The sequence below is a fragment of the Caballeronia sp. NK8 genome (assembly GCF_018408855.1).
Taxonomy (GTDB): domain Bacteria; phylum Pseudomonadota; class Gammaproteobacteria; order Burkholderiales; family Burkholderiaceae; genus Caballeronia.
Genome location: NZ_AP024322.1, coordinates 73,724 through 90,492, shown reverse-complemented (window position 1 = coordinate 90,492; position 16,769 = coordinate 73,724). Strand labels below are relative to the sequence as shown.

Sequence of the window (16,769 nt, the reverse complement as noted above, 5' to 3'; positions counted from 1 at the left end):
TTTTCCCCAGCAACGCAAGCGTCCAGGCGCTTGGGAGCCGTTTTTGAACACAGAAGCCAATCAGGACTGGGTTGCCCGCTCGCTCGCGGCCGTGTGGCATCCGTGCACCCAGATGAAACATCACGAGCGCGTGCCGCTCGTGCCGATCGCGCGCGGCAAGGGCGCGTGGCTCTACGATCCGCAGGGCAACCGCTATCTCGATGCGATCAGCTCGTGGTGGGTCAATCTCTTCGGCCACGCGAACGACGACATCAACCGCGCGCTGAAGGATCAGCTCGACACGCTCGAACACGCGATGCTCGCGGGCTGCACGCACGCCCCAGCCGTCGAACTGGCCGAGCGTCTTTCGGCGCTTACGCAGCGCACGCTCGGTCACGCGTTTTTCGCGTCGGATGGCGCGTCGGCGGTCGAAATCGCGCTGAAGATGAGCTTTCACTTCTGGCGCAATCGCGGACAGGACGAGAAACGCGAATTCGCCTGCCTCGCGAACAGCTACCACGGCGAAACGATCGGCGCGCTCGGCGTGACCGATGTCGCCCTCTTCAAGGACGCCTACGACCCGCTGATCCGCCACGCGCATGTGGTCGCATCGCCGGCCGTGGCGGGCGTCGATGCGGCCATCGCCGCGATGCGCGCGCTGTTCGAGCAACGCGCGCCGAGCCTCGCGGCCGTCATCGTCGAGCCGCTCGTGCAGTGCGCGGCCGGCATGGCGATGTACGACGCGTCGTATCTGACGCAATTGCGCGCGTTGTGCGACGAATTCGGCGTGCATCTGATCGCCGATGAAATCGCGGTCGGCTGCGGGCGCACCGGTACGTTTTTCGCATGCGAGCAGGCCGGCATCTGGCCGGATTTCATCTGCCTGTCGAAAGGCATCAGCGGCGGCTATCTGCCGCTGTCGATCGTCTTGACCCGCAACGCCATCTACGCCGCGTTCTACGACGACGACGTCACGCGCGGCTTCCTGCACTCGCATTCGTACACGGGCAATCCGCTCGCGTGCCGCGCCGCGCTGGCGACGCTCGATCTGTTCGAAAGCGCGAACGTGCTGGCGGAGAATCGACGCAAGTCGGCGTTGCTGCGCGAAGCGTTGAACGCGCACTTCGGCAAGCACGAGCGCGTCAAGAACCTGCGCGAACGCGGCACGATCTTCGCGTTCGATGTCGATATCGACGACAAGACGTTCTCGCGCCGCTTCTTCGCCAACGCACTGAAGCGCGAACTGCTTATGCGCCCGATCGGCACGACGGTCTACATGATGCCGCCGTACATCCTCACCGACGACGAACTCCTGCTCCTCGCACAGCGCACGCGCGAGACGCTCGACGTCACGCTTGCCGGAGGCGCCGCATGAAGCACTCCTCGCAAGCGCTCTACGCAACGCTGAAACAAGGCCTCGCCGATATCGACGCGCGCGGCCTGCGACGCCGCCGCAAGACCATCGACAGCGCGTGCTCCGCGCACATGACGGTCGATGGCCGCGAGATCGTCGGCTTTGCGAGCAACGATTATCTCGGCCTCGCCGCGCACGAAGGCATCCGCGCGGCGCTGGCGGAAGGCGCATCGCGGTATGGCGCGGGCAGCGGCGGCTCGCATCTGCTCGGCGGCCATTCGCGCGCGCACGCGCAACTCGAAGACGATCTCGCCGGGTTCTCGGGCGGTTTCGTCGACAACCCGCGCGCGCTCTACTTCAGCACCGGCTACATGGCGAACCTCGCGATCGTGACCGCGCTCGCCGGACGCGGCACGCTCGTGTTCTCCGATGCGCTGAACCACGCGTCCCTGATCGACGGCGTACGTCTTTCCCGCGCGGAAACGCAGATCTACCCGCACGCCGACATGGACGCCCTCGACGCGATGCTCGACGCCTCGGGCGACAGCGCAGCGACCAAACTCATCGTCACCGATACCGTGTTCAGCATGGACGGCGATATCGCGCCGCTCGCGCGTCTCGTCGAACTTGCGGAGAAGTACGGCGCGTGGCTCATCGTCGACGACGCGCATGGCTTCGGCGTGCTCGGCCCGCAAGGACGCGGCGCGTTGGCGCATTACGCGCTGCGCTCGCCGCATCTCGTCTATGTCGGCACGCTCGGCAAGGCGGCGGGTGTCGCGGGCGCGTTCGTCGCGGCGCATGAAACCGTCGTCGAATGGCTGGTGCAGCGCGCGCGTCCGTATATCTTCACGACAGCGTCGCCGCCGGCGGTAGCGCATGCCGTGTCGAAGAGCATCGAAGTCATTGCGAGCGATGAAGGCGATCGACGGCGCGCGCATCTCGCGTCGCTCATTGAAACCACGCGTGCGATGCTCAAGCGCACGCGCTGGATGCCCGTCGATTCGCATACCGCCGTGCAGCCGCTCGTGATCGGCGGCAACGATGAAACGCTGGAGATCGCCGCCGCGCTCGACAAGCACGGCCTCTGGGTGCCCGCCATCCGTCCGCCGACCGTTCCGCAAGGCACCTCGCGCCTGCGCATTTCGCTGTCCGCCGCGCACAGCGAGGACGATCTCGCGCGCCTCGATCACGCACTGAAGACTTTATGAACGCTTTATCGCTATTCGTCGCCGGCACCGATACGGAAATCGGCAAGACGCTCGTCTCCGCCGCGCTGCTGCATGGCTTCGCGCGCGCAGGCCTGCGCGCCGCCGCGATGAAGCCGATCGCCTCGGGCGCCATCGAGCGCGACGGCGTGCTGCACAACGAAGACGCCGATCAGCTCGACGCCGCCGCGAACGTCGCGCTGCCCAACGACATCCGCACGCCGTTCATGATGCGCGAGCCGATCGCGCCGCATATCGCCGCCGCGCGCGAGGGCATCGCGCTGGATATCGCGCGCATCGTCGAGGCGCATCGCTTCGCCGTGACGCAGGCGGATATCGTCGTGGTGGAAGGCGTCGGCGGCTTTCGCGTGCCGCTCGACGACACGCACGACACCGCCGATCTCGCGCTCGCGCTGAATCTGCCGGTGGTGCTGGTGGTCGGCATGCGGCTCGGTTGCATCAGCCACGCGCTTCTGACCGTGGAGGCCATCGAGGCGCGCGGACTGAAGCTCGCGGGCTGGGTCGCCAATCGCGTCGATCCGGCTATGCTGTATCCCGACGAAAATATCGCAACGCTGAAACAACGCATCAAGGCGCCGCTCATCGGCGTGATTCCGCATCTCCCTTCGCCCGATGCGTCGCGCGCCGCCGATTCGCTCGACATCGACGTTCTGACAGACTCGCTTCATCAAAAGGATTGACCTCATGACACAGCAAATCACCGCTGAGCCGACCGCTCACACCACGTCGCAACCGATGCAGCGCTGGCGCGTCGCCGATGTCGTCGCGCTGTACGACTTGCCGTTCAACGATCTGCTGTATCGCGCGCAGACCGTGCATCGCGAACATTTCGATCCGAACGCGGTGCAGCTTTCCACGTTGCTGTCGATCAAGACCGGCGGCTGCGAGGAAGACTGCGCGTACTGTCCGCAGTCGGTGCATCACGACACGGGCCTGAAGGCCGAAAAGCTGATGGAAGTCGACGAAGTCCTGAAAGCTGCCGAGGTCGCGAAGAGCAATGGCGCGACGCGCTTCTGCATGGGCGCGGCGTGGCGCAATCCGAAGGATCGCCATCTGGAGCCGATCAAGGACATGATCCGCGGCGTCAAGGCGATGGGCCTCGAAACCTGCGTGACGCTCGGCATGCTGGAGGCGCATCAGGCGCAAGGACTGCGCGATGCGGGCCTCGATTACTACAACCACAACCTCGATACGTCGCCGGAGTTCTACGGCCAGATCATCTCGACGCGCACGTATCAGGATCGCCTCGACACGCTCGAACATGTGCGCGACGCCGGTATCAACGTGTGCTGCGGCGGGATCGTCGGCATGGGCGAATCGCGGCGCGAGCGCGCGGGCCTGATCTCGCAACTCGCGAACATGGAGCCGTATCCGGAATCGGTGCCGATCAACAATCTCGTGCAGGTCGCGGGCACGCCGCTCACCGGCGTCGAGGCGCTCGATCCGTTCGAGTTCGTGCGCACGATCGCGGTCGCGCGCATCACGATGCCCAAGGCGATGGTGCGTCTCTCGGCCGGCCGCGAGCAGATGGACGAAGCGTTGCAGGCGCTGTGTTTCGCCGCCGGCGCGAATTCGATCTTCTACGGCGACCAGCTTTTGACGACGAGCAACCCGCAGGCCGAAGCCGATCGCAAGCTGATCGAGCGTCTGGGCATGCGCGCGGAGTCGGCGCAGAACACCGGCGTCGAAAGCACTGAGCGCTCGTGCGGGCACGGCCACGCATGAAAATCATCTTCTACGAAAAAGGCGCCGATCTCGACGCGTGGCTCGGCGGCCTGCGGCGCGAGCTGCCGGACGCGGACCTGCGCGTGTGGGAGCCGGGCGACACCGCGCCCGCCGATTACGCGATCATCTGGCGCGCGCCGCACCAACTGTTCGCGAATCGTCCGGACTTGCAGGCGGTGTTCAACCTCGGCGCGGGCGTCGATGCGATCCTCGATGTCGAGCGCAAGGAGCCCGGCACGCTGCCGCCGAACGCGAAGCTCGTGCGTCTGGAAGATACCGGCATGGCGCAACAGATGGTCGAATACGCGACGTACTGCGTGCTGCGCTACCTGCGCCGTTTCGACGAATACGACGCGCTGCAACGCGAAGGCCGCTGGGAAAAACTGCCGCAGCACGCGCGTGAATCGTTCACCGTCGGCGTGCTCGGGCTCGGCGTGCTGGGCGGCGAAGTCGCAAAGGGCTTGCTGAAACTCGGCGTGCCCGTGCGTGGCTACAGCCGCTCGCCGAAGACGATCGAAGGCGTGCAGGTTCATGCGGGCCCGGAACGGCTCGATTCATTTCTCGACGGCGTGAAGGTGCTCATCAATCTGTTGCCGCACACGCCCGACACCGAAGGCATTCTGAACGCGCGCACGTTCGCGAAGCTCGCGCGCGGCGCGTATCTGGTGAACGTGGCGCGCGGTCCGCATCTCGTCGATACGGATCTCATCGCCGCGCTCGACAACGGCCAGATCGCCGCCGCGACACTCGACGTCTTTCACACGGAACCGCTGCCGCAGGATCATCCGTTCTGGACGCATCCGCGCGTATCGGTGACGCCGCATATTTCGGCGGAAACGCTGCGCGAGGAAAGCATCGTGCAGATCGCCGGCAAGATCCGGGCGCTCGCGCGCGGCGAGCCGATCAGCGGCATCGTCGATTTCAGGCGCGGGTACTGAACGCATCGCATCGCATCGCATCGCATATAAAGGGAGACAGCCATGATTCCGGCAAAAGTGAAAATCGTCGAAGTCGGGCCGCGCGACGGCCTGCAGAACGAGAAGGAGTTCGTGCCCACCGAAACCAAGATCGAGCTGGTGAACCGGCTTGCGCGCGCGGGCATCGTCAATGTGGAGTCGACGTCGTTCGTGTCGCCCAAATGGGTGCCGCAGATGTCCGACGCCGCCGCCGTGATGGCCGGCATCGAGCGCCGTCCGGGCACGATCTACTCGGTGCTGACGCCGAACCTGCGCGGTTTCGAAGGCGCGCTCGAAGCGAAAGCCGATGAAATCGTGATCTTCGGCGCGGCCAGCGAGGCGTTCTCGCAGAAGAACATCAACTGCAGCATCGCGGAGAGCATCGCGCGCTTCGAGCCGGTCGCGAAGGCCGCGAAAGATGCGGGCATGCGGCTGCGCGGCAGCATCTCCTGTGCGCTCGGCTGCCCGTATCAGGGCGAAGTGAGCATCGAATCGGTGGTGGATGTGGTCGAACGCATGAACGCGCTCGGCTGCGATGAGATCGACATCGCCGATACGATCGGCGTCGGCACGCCCAAACGCACGCGCGAAGTGCTCGCAGCGGCGCAGAAAGTGTTTCCGCGCGAGCGGCTCTCCGGGCACTTCCACGATACCTACGGACAGGCCATCGGCAATATCTATGCGGCGCTGCTCGAAGGCATCGAGATCTTCCACGCATCGGTGGCGGGGCTCGGCGGCTGTCCGTATGCGAAGGGCGCGACGGGCAATGTCGCGACCGAAGACGTGGTCTATCTGATGAACGGGCTCGGCATCGAGACGGGCATCGATCTGGATCAGCTCGTCGATATCGGCGATTTCATTTCGCGTGCGATCAGCAAGCCGAGTTCGTCGCGCGCGGGCCGTGCAATCTTCACGAAGAAGCGCGACGGCGCGGCCGCCTGCGCATAAAAAGGGAACACGATGACCGACCATTTACCCGATTCCGCGCGCCGCGTCGCCCTTCTGTTGAAGGAACGCGGCCATCCGCACGACGTCGTGATGCTGCCCGAAACCGGCAAGACCTCGGCGGAGGCCGCAGCCGGTCTCGGCTGCGCGGTCGCGCAGATCGCCAAGTCGATCCTCTTTCGCCGCAAGGAAGACGACACGCCCGTGCTCGTGATCGCGAGCGGCGCGAATCGCGTCGATGAAGCGAAGGTCGCGGCGCGCGTCGGCGCGCTGGCGCGCGCCGATGCGAAGTTCGTGCGTGAGAAGACCGGCTACGCGATCGGCGGCGTGTGCCCGATCGGCCATGCGGTCGAACCCGTCACGCTGATCGACGCAGACCTGCTCGCGCTCGAAAGTCTGTGGGCCGCGGCCGGGCATCCGCACGCGGTGTTCAATCTGTCGCCGCAAGAGCTGATCGAGTTGACCGGCGCGCCGGTCGTCGATGTCGCGCTGCGCGAAACGGCCGAGTCATGACCGACGTGACGTCGCCGTGCGTGGACGTCTGCCGCATGAATCCGGAAACGGGCTTTTGCGACGGATGTTTGCGCACCATCGACGAAATCGCCGCGTGGGCTGCCTGCGACGCTGACGAAAAGCGCGCGGTGCTCGCGCGCGTCGAGAGCCGTCGCCAGGGCGCGCGCGTGGTGACCATCGGCGAATCGTTCGAAGCGGCGCTCGCGCTGCCGCCCGAATCGATCAAGCACTTCGCGACGCTCGTCAACGATCTCAACCCCTTGCATCACGACGACGCCTACGCGCGCGCGAGCCGCTTCGGGTCGCTGATCGCGTCGGGCACGCAGCCGACCGCGCACCTGATGGCGATGCTCGCCGCGCACTTCTCGCGCGACGCGCAGCCGCTCGGCCTCGAATTCGGCATCCGGCTGACGCGCGCGGTGAAGGCGCACGACGTGCTCACGATGTTCTGGCGCGTAACCGAAGTGAAGTGGAAAGCGAGTCTGAACGGCGATCTCGTGAAGCTCGAAGGCGGCGCGCGCAACCAGCTCGGCGAAACAGTGATGAAGGCGACGGCGACCATCGTCGTGATGCCGAAGGAGCCGCGCGCGTGAAGGCGCTTCCGGAATCCATGACGGTGCTGGAGCGCGGCTGGCTCTCGTCGAACAACGTGCTGTTCGCAAGCGCTGAAGGCACCGCGATCATCGATACGGGCTACGCGTCGCACGCGCCGCAGACGCTCGCACTCGTGCAGCGGACGCTCGGCGCGCGCAAGCTCGATCTGATCGTCAACACGCATCTGCATTCGGATCATTGCGGCGGTAACGCGCTGCTTCAGCGAGCCTATCAGTGCGACACGCTGATTCCCGCGAGCGAAGCGCACGCCGTGCGCGACTGGGACGAAGAAGCGCTCACGTTCCGCGCAACGGGCCAGCGCTGCGACCGCTTCGCCTTCACGGGCACGATCGAACACGGCGCGACGCTCGCGCTCGGCGGTCTTCGCTGGAACGTGCTCGGCGCGCCCGGCCACGATCCGCATTCGCTGATGCTGCATTGCCCGGAGATGCGCGTGCTGATCAGCGCCGACGCGCTGTGGGAAAACGGCTTCGGCGTGATCTTTCCCGAACTGGAAGGCGAGAGCGGTTTCGCGGAAGAGCGCGCGGTGCTCGAACTGATCGCGCATCTCGATGTCGATATCGTGATTCCCGGCCACGGCGCGCCATTCACGGACGTCGGGCGCGCGCTCGACGTCGCTTCATCGCGGCTCGATTACCTGCAGGCCGATCCCGCGCGCAACGCGAAGAACGCACTCAAGGTGCTGATCGTCTTCAAGCTGATGGAAGTCCGCGCGATGACGCTCGACGCGCTCGTCACGATGACCGCGCAAGCCCGCGCGATGCGCGCCGCCGCCGACGCGCTCGCGCCATCGGGCGAGCTTCGGAGGCTCATCGAAAAGATCGTCGGGGAACTGGCGCGCGGCGGCTCGGTGAGGGTGAGCGGCGAAACCGTGTCGGCTGCCTGAAGCAAACCGGGCGCACAAAAAGAAAGCCGCTTGTCAGCTACGGCAAGCGGCAGAATCAATTGGACGTGATCAACGTCCAACGTATCGTAACGCGACACCATTTCACGTGCATCGGTGCTTTCCCTACAAAATTTTAACGATCACCTGAACCCGCGTAAGACCCAATGCCGGCACGGGTTTCAGGGCGCATCGGCCTCGAAGAAGGCGAGCATTTCCGCAAGCAGCAGGTCGGGCTGTTCCTCGGGAATGTAGTGTCCGCACGGCAGCGCGCGGCCGCTCACGTCGCGTGCGACGCGCCGCCATTCGTCGAGCGCATCGAAGCATCGTTCGATCACACCTTCTTGTCCCCACAACACGCGCAGCGGACATGCGACTTTCAGACCGCGTTCCAGATCGGCGCGATCGTGCTCCAGATCGATGCTCGCCGACGCGCGATAGTCCTCGCACATCGCGAAGATCGCGCCGGGCGACGCGAGCGCGTCGCGGTACGCCTGCAACGCGTGCGGCGCGAACGGCGCGAGACCCGCGTGCCGATTGCCCATCACGCGGTCGATATAGGCGTTCGGATTGCCGCTGATCAGCAGTTCCGGCAGCGGCGACGGCTGAATCAGCAAGAACCAGTGGAAGTACGCGGTCGCGAATGCGCGGTCGGTCGCTTCGTACATCGCGAGCGTCGGCGCGATATCGAGCAGCATCAGGCGATCGACGGCGTCGGGGAAATCCATTGCCATGCGATGCGCGACGCGCGCGCCGCGATCGTGCGCGCAGACGAGAAAGCGCTCGAAGCCGAAGTGGCGCATCACCGCGACCTGATCGGCGGCCATCGCGCGCTTCGAATACGGCGTGTGACGCGCGTCGCTCTTCGGCTTGGCCGATGCGCCGTAGCCGCGCAGATCCGTCGCGATGACGGTGAAGTGTTTCGCGAGATCGCCGGCGCACTTGTGCCAGATCTCGTGCGTTTGAGGATGACCGTGCATGAGGAGCAGCGGCGGCCCGTCACCGCCTTTCATCCCGACGATCTCGACGCCCCCCGCATCGACGCGAAACGGCTCGTAGTCTCCGAAGGACATGGTGTTTTCTTGTTCGTGGCGTTGCGGATCATTGTAGGCGCGGGCGCGCGATCGCTCGCCTGCAAACGCGAAAACCGAAGAATCCCTCGGGAAATGGCGGATATCTCAAAAACAACGGGCTGCTTATAATCGAACGATCGTTCGCTGTCGGCAGTTCGTAGAATGCTTTCAATGCTGCCCGGACACACTCAGGAGATTCGTGCCATGGCCCTGCCCGCCATCCTGCAGCACCTCACGTTGCCCGTCGTCGGCTCGCCGATGTTCATCGTCAGTTATCCGGAGCTCGTGCTTGCGCAATGCAAGGCGGGCATCGTCGGCTCGTTTCCGGCGCTCAACGCGCGCCCCGCCGGGATGCTCGACGAATGGCTTACCCAGATACAAAGCGAGCTTGCCGAACACAAGGCGGCGAATCCCGATGCGGTCATCGGACCGATCGCGGTCAATCAGATCGTTCATCAGTCGAATGCGCGGCTCGAAGAGGACGTGCGCGTGTGCGTCGAGCACAAGGTGCCGATCTTCATCACGAGCCTGCGCGCGCCGGTCAGGGAGATGATCGACGCGGTGCATTCGTACGGCGGCATCGTGCTGCACGACGTCATCAATCTGCGGCACGCGCAGAAGGCGCTCGAAGCGGGCGTGGACGGCCTGATTCTCGTCGCGGCGGGCGCGGGCGGACACGCGGGCACGACCTCGCCGTTCGCGCTCGTCGGCGAAGTGCGGCGCATGTTCGACGGTCCGATCGTGCTGTCGGGCGCGATCGCCAACGGCGGCTCGATTCTCGCCGCGCAGGCGATGGGCGCAGACCTCGCCTATATGGGCACGCGCTTCATCGCGACGAAAGAAGCGCACGCGCCGGAGAACTACAAGCGCGCGATCGTCGATGCCACGGCCGCCGACATCGTCTACACGAACCTCTTCACCGGCGTGCACGGCAATTACATCCGCGAGAGCATCGTCAACGCGGGACTCGATCCGGACGCGTTGCCCGAGTCCGACAAAACCGCGATGAACTTCGCCGAAAGCAAGGCGAAGGCGTGGAAGGACATCTGGGGCGCGGGGCAAGGCGTCGGGCTGATGCAGGACGCGCCGAGCGTCGCGGAGCTGGTTGAGCGCCTGAAGCGCGAGTACGACGACGCGAAGACGCGCCTCGCGATCGGCTGATTATTTTCGACGCCCGCAAAAAAACACCGCGCACGAAGCGCGGTGTTCTTGTTTGGGCGAACGCGTTTCTTAGAACTTCGCGCGGATGCCGACGCCGAAGGTATCGCCCGAGGACAGGTTCGTGTACTTGTCGTTGAGGTACGCCGCGTAGACGTCCGTGCGCTTGGACAGCGGATAGTCGTAGCCGAGCGCCCAGCTCTTGTGCGTCTGGTCGAGGCCGCCGTTGCTGCGCGAGTATGCGTACGACGCCATCACCGTGCCCGGGCCGAGCGGCACGGTCACGCCGCCTTGACCGGTATTGACGTGGAAGGTGCCCGGACCTTCGTAGTCGTTCTTCGTGTACATGTACTGCGCGAAGAACTTGACGTACTTCAGATCGTACGACGCGCCCAGTTGCCCGACGCTCTGGCTCTTGTAGCCGGGCGTGGCGAAACCATCCACCGAGGTCAGGTCGCCCGGCGTGTTGTTGAAGTTCACGTACTGATAGACGCCGGTCGCCGCGAACGGGCCGTGGAAGTACAGGAACTGCGCGCTGTACTTCTTCGAGCGGCCGTCGCCGGCGTTGTTGCCGAAGCTGTACATGACGCTGCCCGACAGACCGTTGAAGTCAGGCGACGTGTACTGCACCGAGTTGTTCCAGCCCGAATCGCCGATCACGCCCTGATCCGTCCGGTACGTCGGGAACGTGCCCGCGCCGAGGAACACGTGATAGACCATCGGCGAGAAGACGTACGAGTCGACGAACGGGTTGAAGAGAATCGTCGAGACGAAGAGTTGCGTCGTCAGGCGGCCCGTCGTGAACGTGCCGATCGGACCTTGAATGCCGACGTACGAGTTGCGCGCAAAGAAGGTGTCGCCCTGGAAGCGCCCGTACTGGCCGTTCTGCGCGCGGAAGAAGCTTTCCAACGTGAAGATGGCCTTGTAGCCGCCGCCGAGATCCTCGGCGCCCTTCAAGCCCCAGTAAGACGTCGACATGCCGCCGCCGCTCACGTTCCACGCGCGATCGCTGCCCGGGAATTTGGTGGCGCCGACCCATTCGTCGACCTGCCCGTACAGCGAAACGCTCGATTGCGCGTGTGCCGCGCCCGCGCTGAAGAGGCCGAGCATCGCTGCGGCGACTGCGGTGGCCTTGACCGTTGCTTTCACCGTAGTCTTCGGCGCACGGTTGACGGTTGACTTCATGAACTCTCCTGTCTTTTGTCGAAAATTGAAAGCTTGGCGGGCGAGGGGCGTGGCACTCGCCTCGTCTGACCGGCATAACGGTTTTGTGGGCGAGAGTGGCAACACGTGTGGAGCGGCACCATCTTTACGGACCATTTTTCCGGTCAAAAATGTTTTTGGTTATTACGGGTATAGCGGTTCGGATACTTCGGGCAGATCGCGCATAAGGAAAAGCGCGTGTCGCCACGCGCTCATGAGATTCAGCTCGATGACCGGCGCGACGCACAGCGAGTACCGACGCGCTTCTTCGAGCGTCGAAAGCCATTCGAAACATTGGGAAAACGAGATTTATCCGCGCAGGGCGCATTGTCCTTGCGCGGAAAAAAGAGCGGAATGTCTTGAAGAAATTCGGTGTGTGACTGTGGCGTGATTACGTCATCGGGAAAGCGAAACTAGACGCGCCGATATTTTTTTGATTCGTGCGCAATAGCGACGCGAAGCGGCGGGAGTCGCCAGGGCGGCGATTCAGTTGCGGTAACTCGCGGTGGCGGGTGTGCGGCCATCGTCCGCCGGACGTCCGGGCTGGCGCGGCAGGCTGCGTTCTTCGTTGTAGCGCGTGATGTCGGCACGGATGGAACCGGAACCGCGCATGGGCGTGGCCTGTTCTGCGCGCGTGCCGGGACGCACTTCGGCGCTCACGGGCGTGAGGCCGTCTTTGGCGGCGACCGGTGTGTAGTGCAGGGATTGCCTGCTGTCGGCCGAGTCGCTGAACACCGCCGACGGCGACAACCACTCGACACGCGGCCCCGCAAGCGCGAGCGAACCCGCCACCGTCAACGCGCCGAGCGCTGCGGTTACGAAAAGCCGGGTAGTCTTGCGAAAGCCAATGAGCGCCATGTCCAAACTGCCTGCGTCCGACCGATATCCGCGTCCGTGACATCGAAAGCGAGGGGCTGACGATTCAGGCGGACGACCGGCCGAAAGTCGGAGCATTCGGGTGAGGGCATCGATGTGATGCAAAAACCCGCCGACCGGTGTATCCAACAATTTATTGGGGCTTGCGGCGGCAGTCGAGCCAAAAAGTGTTAGGCCTGCTCGATGGTTGTAACACCGTGTTACGTCAGAGTTTTTTCCCTTCGGCCAACCGTTTCGGATGACCAATCATGTGACGAAAATCGTGCTGGCCAGACAATTATCGGCGCCGTCAAATCGACGTCTACGCGGCCCAGAAGTTGCTGCTTCGTCCCTTCTGCCTGCAACGATTTCATGCGCGTTGGGAATCAATCGATCTGGCAAATGAATTTGACGATTTAATCGGGTACGGGGGAAAATCATGGTTTTTCCTGACTTGACGCTGAAAAGGCCGGGCACCCTTCCCGGCATGTCCAGGTACGAGATCCTTTGATGGCACGGCCCAAACTTCTTCCCGACAATTTCACGCTGGCGCTCGTCGGCACGGTCATCATCGCGAGCTTCCTGCCGTGCCGCGGCAGCGCGGCGGTGGCGTTCAACTGGATCACCAATTTCGCCATCGGGCTGCTGTTCTTCCTGCACGGCGCAAAGCTTTCCCGCGAGGCGATTGTCGCGGGCGCGACGCACTGGCGGCTGCACCTCGTCGTGCTGCTCAGCACGTTCGCCCTCTTTCCGTTGCTGGGGCTTGCCCTCAAGCCGGTACTGACGCCGCTCGTCACGCCCGCGCTCTACACCGGCATTCTGTTCCTCTGCACGCTGCCGTCCACGGTGCAGTCGTCGATTGCGTTCACGTCGATGGCCAAGGGCAACGTGCCGGCGGCCGTGTGCAGCGCGTCCGCGTCGAGCCTGCTCGGCATCTTCATCACGCCGGCGCTGGTCGGGATCGTCGTGAGCAACCATGGCGCGACGACCGGCTCGCCGTGGCACACCGTCGGCAATATCACGCTGCAACTGCTCGTGCCGTTCATCGCCGGGCAACTGCTGCGGCCGGCCATCGGCAAATGGATCGACAAGCATCGCGCGATGCTCAAATTCGTCGATCAGGGCTCGATCCTGCTCGTCGTGTACGTGGCGTTCAGCGAGGCCGTGAACGAAGGCATCTGGCACTCCATCTCGCTGTCGACGCTCGCGGGGCTGCTCGCCGTCAACATCCTGCTGCTGGCGGCGGCGCTCTTCATCACCGCGTTCACGGCCAAACGTCTCGGCTTTTCCCGCGCGGATCAGATCACGATCATCTTCTGCGGCTCGAAGAAAAGCCTCGCCTCCGGCATTCCGATGGCGAAGGTGATCTTCGCGTCGCACGCGGTCGGCGCAGTGGTGCTACCGCTCATGCTGTTCCATCAGATCCAGCTCATGGTGTGCGCCGTGCTCGCGCAGCGCTGGGGCGCGCGCAAGACCGCGCCCGAACCTGCGCGCGAGGGCAAGAGCGTCGGCGCGCCCGCGCGTCGCTGACTGGCGGCGTCTGCTGCTTCAGCATCGTTCTCCATTGTGTTCCAGCAAAGGCCGCCTCGCGCGGCCTTTGTGTCATTTGAACCGGGCCGCGCGCAGGCGTCGATTCGGCCGAACGGCATAGGCCGTAACACCTGACATTTCGCATCGATCGACGGACGTGAACTGCCGCGCGTCCGACGCTTTGGACTAAGCCGTTGCGCCAAGTGACGTCCGGGCATGTCCCTTGCCACACTCTTGTCCGACAGCGGCCAGAAACGGACTCACGACGAGCATGCGGACACTATCGAGGCGACAACGATGAACCGAGTCGACCATCACGCTACATCATCAGCGTTGCGCGCCTTTCTCAGCGAAATGCCGTTTCAACGCGGCAGCCCGGAGGACGCCGGACGCGCGCTGCGTGCGCTGATCGACGCCGGTCTCGACCGCCTGCCCTTGCCCGGCCACGGCAACACGCCTGAGCGCTGGCGCGCGCTCGGAGCGGTAGCCGCATTCGATCTTTCGCTGGTCAAGCTCTACGAAGGTCACACGGACGCGCTCGCGATCCTTGCCGAACTCGACGCGGCGCACGCGGACGAAAGCAGTGCGTGGGCGGTGTGGGCGGCCGAGCCGCCGAGCGCGAGGCTGACAGCGTTGGGCGATCCCGAATCACAGACTCTGCTGCTTCAGGGCACCAAGGCGTGGTGTTCCGGCGCGGCGTCGGTCACGCATGCGCTCGTGACCGCCTGGAACGACCGCGATGAACCGGTGCTCGCCGCCATCGACCTGAATCAGGACGGCGTGCGGATCACGGACGCCGGCTGGCAGGCCGTCGGCATGAAGGCGAGCGCGAGCGTCGACGTGCATTTCGAGCGCGTGGCCGCGCGCCGGATCGGCGCACCGCGCGCGTATCTCGAACGGCCCGGCTTCTGGCAGGGCGGCGCGGGCATCGCCGCGTGCTGGTTCGGCGCGGCGGCGGGCGTCGCGGCATTCGTCGCGCGTGACGCGAGGCATCGGGCAGGACCGCATAAGCTCGCGCATCTCGGCGCCATCGACACGACACTGTCCGCCACGGCCGCGCTGTTGCGCGAGACGGCGGCGTTCATCGACCGCGAGCCGCGCGCCGATGCCATGGTGGCCACGATGCGCGCCCGCCTCGCCGCGGAACAGGCGGCGGCGCTCGTCGTCGAGCGCGCTGGCCGTGCACTGGGCGCGGGCCCGCTGTGCCGCGACGCGCATTTCGCGCAACTCATGGCAGATCTGCCGGTATTCATTCGACAAAGCCACGCCGAGCGGGACGAAAGTTCGCTCGCCGAGCGCGTCATAGAGGAGGAAGGGACTTCATGGCAAATCTGATCACGCGTGGGCCGCCCGGTGAAACGGCCGTGGACCGCGCCATTTTCGGCGAAGGCACGCCCGAGTCGGAATGGCAGGGATGGGCGCGTCTCAATGCGCTGCCCGAAGTCGCGCCGTCCGAACTCGTGCCGCTCGGCGGGCGGGCTGTCGTAGTTGCGCCACACCCCGACGACGAAGTGCTCGGCACCGGAGGACTGCTCGCGCTTCTCTCGGAAATAAGCCGGAATCTGCTCGTCATCGCGGTCACGGACGGCACCGCGAGCCATCCGAATTCGACCGAATGGCCGCCGGAACGCCTTGCACGCGTGCGTCCGCAGGAAACGCGGGCGGCACTGCAAAGGCTGCATTTGCGTCAGGTACAGGTGGTCAGGCTCGGCCTTCAGGATGGCGACCCGGGCCACATCGAGGCAAGTTTGTCAGGATTGCTATCGGCTTATCTCCAACCAGGCGATATCGTTTTCACGACTTGGCGCTATGATGGGCACCCCGACCATGAGGCCGCCGGGCGCGCTGTTCACTCTGCGGCACAGGCACTCGATCTGCCCTGCGTCGAAGTGCCCCTCTGGACCTGGCATTGGGCGTCTCCCGACGATACGCGCGTGCCATGGAGCCGTGCCCGACGCATCGTTCTGGACGGCGCCACGCATGCCCGGAAGCTTCGGGCCGTGCAGGCGTTTCGAAGCCAGCTCGAACCCGACACCGCAACTGGTCAGGCACCAGTGCTGCCCGAGCATGTGCTGGCCCGGCTGACTCGGCCTTTCGAAGTCGTACTCATATGAACAACAACATCAATAACGATACTAAGCAGTACTTCGATGATCTGTATCGAGAAAATGAAGATCCCTGGAAGATCAGAAACCGCTGGTATGAGCGGCGCAAGCGCGCGCTCATGCTCGCCGCGCTTCCGCACGAGCGCTACGCGCGTGCGTTCGAGCCCGGCTGCGGCAACGGCGAGCTGACCGCGCTGCTGGCGTCGCGCTGCGACGAACTGATCGCGACAGACATCGCCGCGGAAGCTGTAGCGCTCTCGCGGCAGCGCGTCGCGCACTGCCCGAACGTGAAGGTCGAGCAGATGCTGTTGCCCGATGTCTGGCCAAGCGGCAAGTTCGATCTCGTCGTGATCAGCGAGATCGGTTATTACCTTGACGAGCCGCAGCTATGGCATATCGTCGAGCACATACATCAGACTCTGTCGCGCGGCGGCGCGGTCGTCGCGTGTCATTGGCGCCGACCGATCGAAGGCTGGAGTCAGACCGGCGACGAAGTGCACGCCAGGCTGCGCGGCCGGATGGGCATGCCAGTGCTCGGCCACTATTGGGACGACGATCTCGTCCTCGACGTCTGGACGCCCGACAAGCGCTCGATCCACGACCGCGAAAGCTCAGGCTGATGTTTTGCGTTATTTACTAAACAAACAAA

17 protein-coding genes are annotated in these 16,769 nt (G+C 64.6%); 14 read left to right on the top strand and 3 right to left on the bottom strand.

All coding sequences use genetic code 11. The annotated features are described in order from the left end of the window. Positions 1 to 43 precede the first annotated feature (43 nt). Genes NK8_RS00420 through NK8_RS00380 form a run of 9 tightly spaced genes read left to right on the top strand, consistent with a single transcriptional unit; the run spans position 44 to position 8,199 of the window. The gene (locus NK8_RS00420; protein ID WP_213226808.1) at positions 44 to 1,354 is read left to right on the top strand and encodes an adenosylmethionine--8-amino-7-oxononanoate transaminase; all 1,311 of its coding nucleotides are present in this window, start codon (positions 44 to 46) and stop codon (positions 1,352 to 1,354) included. Beyond that, a complete protein-coding gene (gene bioF / locus NK8_RS00415) occupies positions 1,351 to 2,541 on the top strand; it encodes an 8-amino-7-oxononanoate synthase (RefSeq protein WP_213226807.1) in 1,191 nt (396 codons plus the stop codon). The genes NK8_RS00420 and bioF overlap by 4 nt, the downstream gene beginning before the upstream one ends. Further along, positions 2,538 to 3,239 carry a dethiobiotin synthase gene (gene bioD / locus NK8_RS00410; protein WP_213226806.1) on the top strand — a complete coding sequence of 234 codons (702 nt, stop codon included), beginning with the start codon at positions 2,538 to 2,540 and terminating at the stop codon, positions 3,237 to 3,239. Before bioF ends, bioD begins: the two co-directional genes overlap by 4 nt. Before the next feature lie 4 nt (positions 3,240 to 3,243). After that, positions 3,244 to 4,284, top strand: coding sequence for a biotin synthase BioB (gene bioB / locus NK8_RS00405; RefSeq protein WP_213226805.1), 1,041 nt, complete (start codon positions 3,244 to 3,246; stop codon positions 4,282 to 4,284). Further along, a complete protein-coding gene (locus NK8_RS00400) occupies positions 4,281 to 5,222 on the top strand; it encodes a glyoxylate/hydroxypyruvate reductase A (RefSeq protein ID WP_213226804.1) in 942 nt (313 codons plus the stop codon). The genes bioB and NK8_RS00400 overlap by 4 nt, the downstream gene beginning before the upstream one ends. Positions 5,223 to 5,264: 42 nt before the next feature. Next, positions 5,265 to 6,188: a hydroxymethylglutaryl-CoA lyase gene (locus NK8_RS00395; protein WP_213226803.1), complete on the top strand. Its 924-nt coding sequence runs from the start codon at positions 5,265 to 5,267 to the stop codon at positions 6,186 to 6,188. Positions 6,189 to 6,200: 12 nt separating this feature from the next. Beyond that, entirely contained in the window at positions 6,201 to 6,698 is a 498-nt protein-coding gene (locus NK8_RS00390; protein ID WP_162064660.1) for a YbaK/EbsC family protein, read from the top strand. Between the two features lie 35 nt (positions 6,699 to 6,733). Further along, positions 6,734 to 7,291 (top strand): DUF1289 domain-containing protein, encoded by a 558-nt coding sequence (locus NK8_RS00385; protein WP_301549875.1) that lies wholly within the window; start codon positions 6,734 to 6,736, stop codon positions 7,289 to 7,291. Then, the gene (locus NK8_RS00380) at positions 7,288 to 8,199 is read left to right on the top strand and encodes an MBL fold metallo-hydrolase (protein ID WP_213226801.1); all 912 of its coding nucleotides are present in this window, start codon (positions 7,288 to 7,290) and stop codon (positions 8,197 to 8,199) included. Before NK8_RS00385 ends, NK8_RS00380 begins: the two co-directional genes overlap by 4 nt. Before the next feature lie 179 nt (positions 8,200 to 8,378). On the opposite strand, the gene NK8_RS00375 is transcribed toward NK8_RS00380, so the two are convergent. Then, positions 8,379 to 9,269, bottom strand: coding sequence for an alpha/beta fold hydrolase (locus tag NK8_RS00375; RefSeq protein WP_213226800.1), 891 nt, complete (start codon positions 9,267 to 9,269; stop codon positions 8,379 to 8,381). Positions 9,270 to 9,473: 204 nt separating this feature from the next. Here NK8_RS00375 and NK8_RS00370 point away from each other — a divergent pair, with 204 nt between their 5' ends. Further along, a complete protein-coding gene (locus NK8_RS00370; protein WP_213226799.1) occupies positions 9,474 to 10,430 on the top strand; it encodes a nitronate monooxygenase family protein in 957 nt (318 codons plus the stop codon). Positions 10,431 to 10,499: 69 nt separating this feature from the next. On the opposite strand, the gene NK8_RS00365 is transcribed toward NK8_RS00370, so the two are convergent. Both NK8_RS00365 and NK8_RS00360 read right to left on the bottom strand, forming a co-directional pair. Continuing rightward, positions 10,500 to 11,612 (bottom strand): porin, encoded by a 1,113-nt coding sequence (locus NK8_RS00365; RefSeq protein ID WP_162064655.1) that lies wholly within the window; start codon positions 11,610 to 11,612, stop codon positions 10,500 to 10,502. A 504-nt stretch (positions 11,613 to 12,116) separates the two neighbouring features. Then, on the bottom strand, positions 12,117 to 12,488 hold the full coding sequence (locus tag NK8_RS00360; RefSeq protein ID WP_162064654.1) for a hypothetical protein: 372 nt from the start codon (positions 12,486 to 12,488) through the stop codon (positions 12,117 to 12,119). A 507-nt stretch (positions 12,489 to 12,995) separates the two neighbouring features. Here NK8_RS00360 and NK8_RS00355 point away from each other — a divergent pair. From NK8_RS00355 to NK8_RS00340, 4 genes are all read left to right on the top strand, one after another. Beyond that, complete coding sequence (locus NK8_RS00355) at positions 12,996 to 14,015, top strand: bile acid:sodium symporter family protein (RefSeq protein WP_162064653.1); 1,020 nt, start codon at positions 12,996 to 12,998, stop codon at positions 14,013 to 14,015. A gap of 297 nt (positions 14,016 to 14,312) precedes the next feature. Further along, positions 14,313 to 15,350 carry an acyl-CoA dehydrogenase gene (locus NK8_RS00350; RefSeq protein ID WP_213226798.1) on the top strand — a complete coding sequence of 346 codons (1,038 nt, stop codon included), beginning with the start codon at positions 14,313 to 14,315 and terminating at the stop codon, positions 15,348 to 15,350. Then, positions 15,338 to 16,129 carry a PIG-L deacetylase family protein gene (locus NK8_RS00345; RefSeq protein WP_213226797.1) on the top strand — a complete coding sequence of 264 codons (792 nt, stop codon included), beginning with the start codon at positions 15,338 to 15,340 and terminating at the stop codon, positions 16,127 to 16,129. Before NK8_RS00350 ends, NK8_RS00345 begins: the two co-directional genes overlap by 13 nt. After that, the gene (locus NK8_RS00340; RefSeq protein WP_213226796.1) at positions 16,126 to 16,740 is read left to right on the top strand and encodes a class I SAM-dependent methyltransferase; all 615 of its coding nucleotides are present in this window, start codon (positions 16,126 to 16,128) and stop codon (positions 16,738 to 16,740) included. Before NK8_RS00345 ends, NK8_RS00340 begins: the two co-directional genes overlap by 4 nt. Positions 16,741 to 16,769 lie beyond the last annotated feature (29 nt).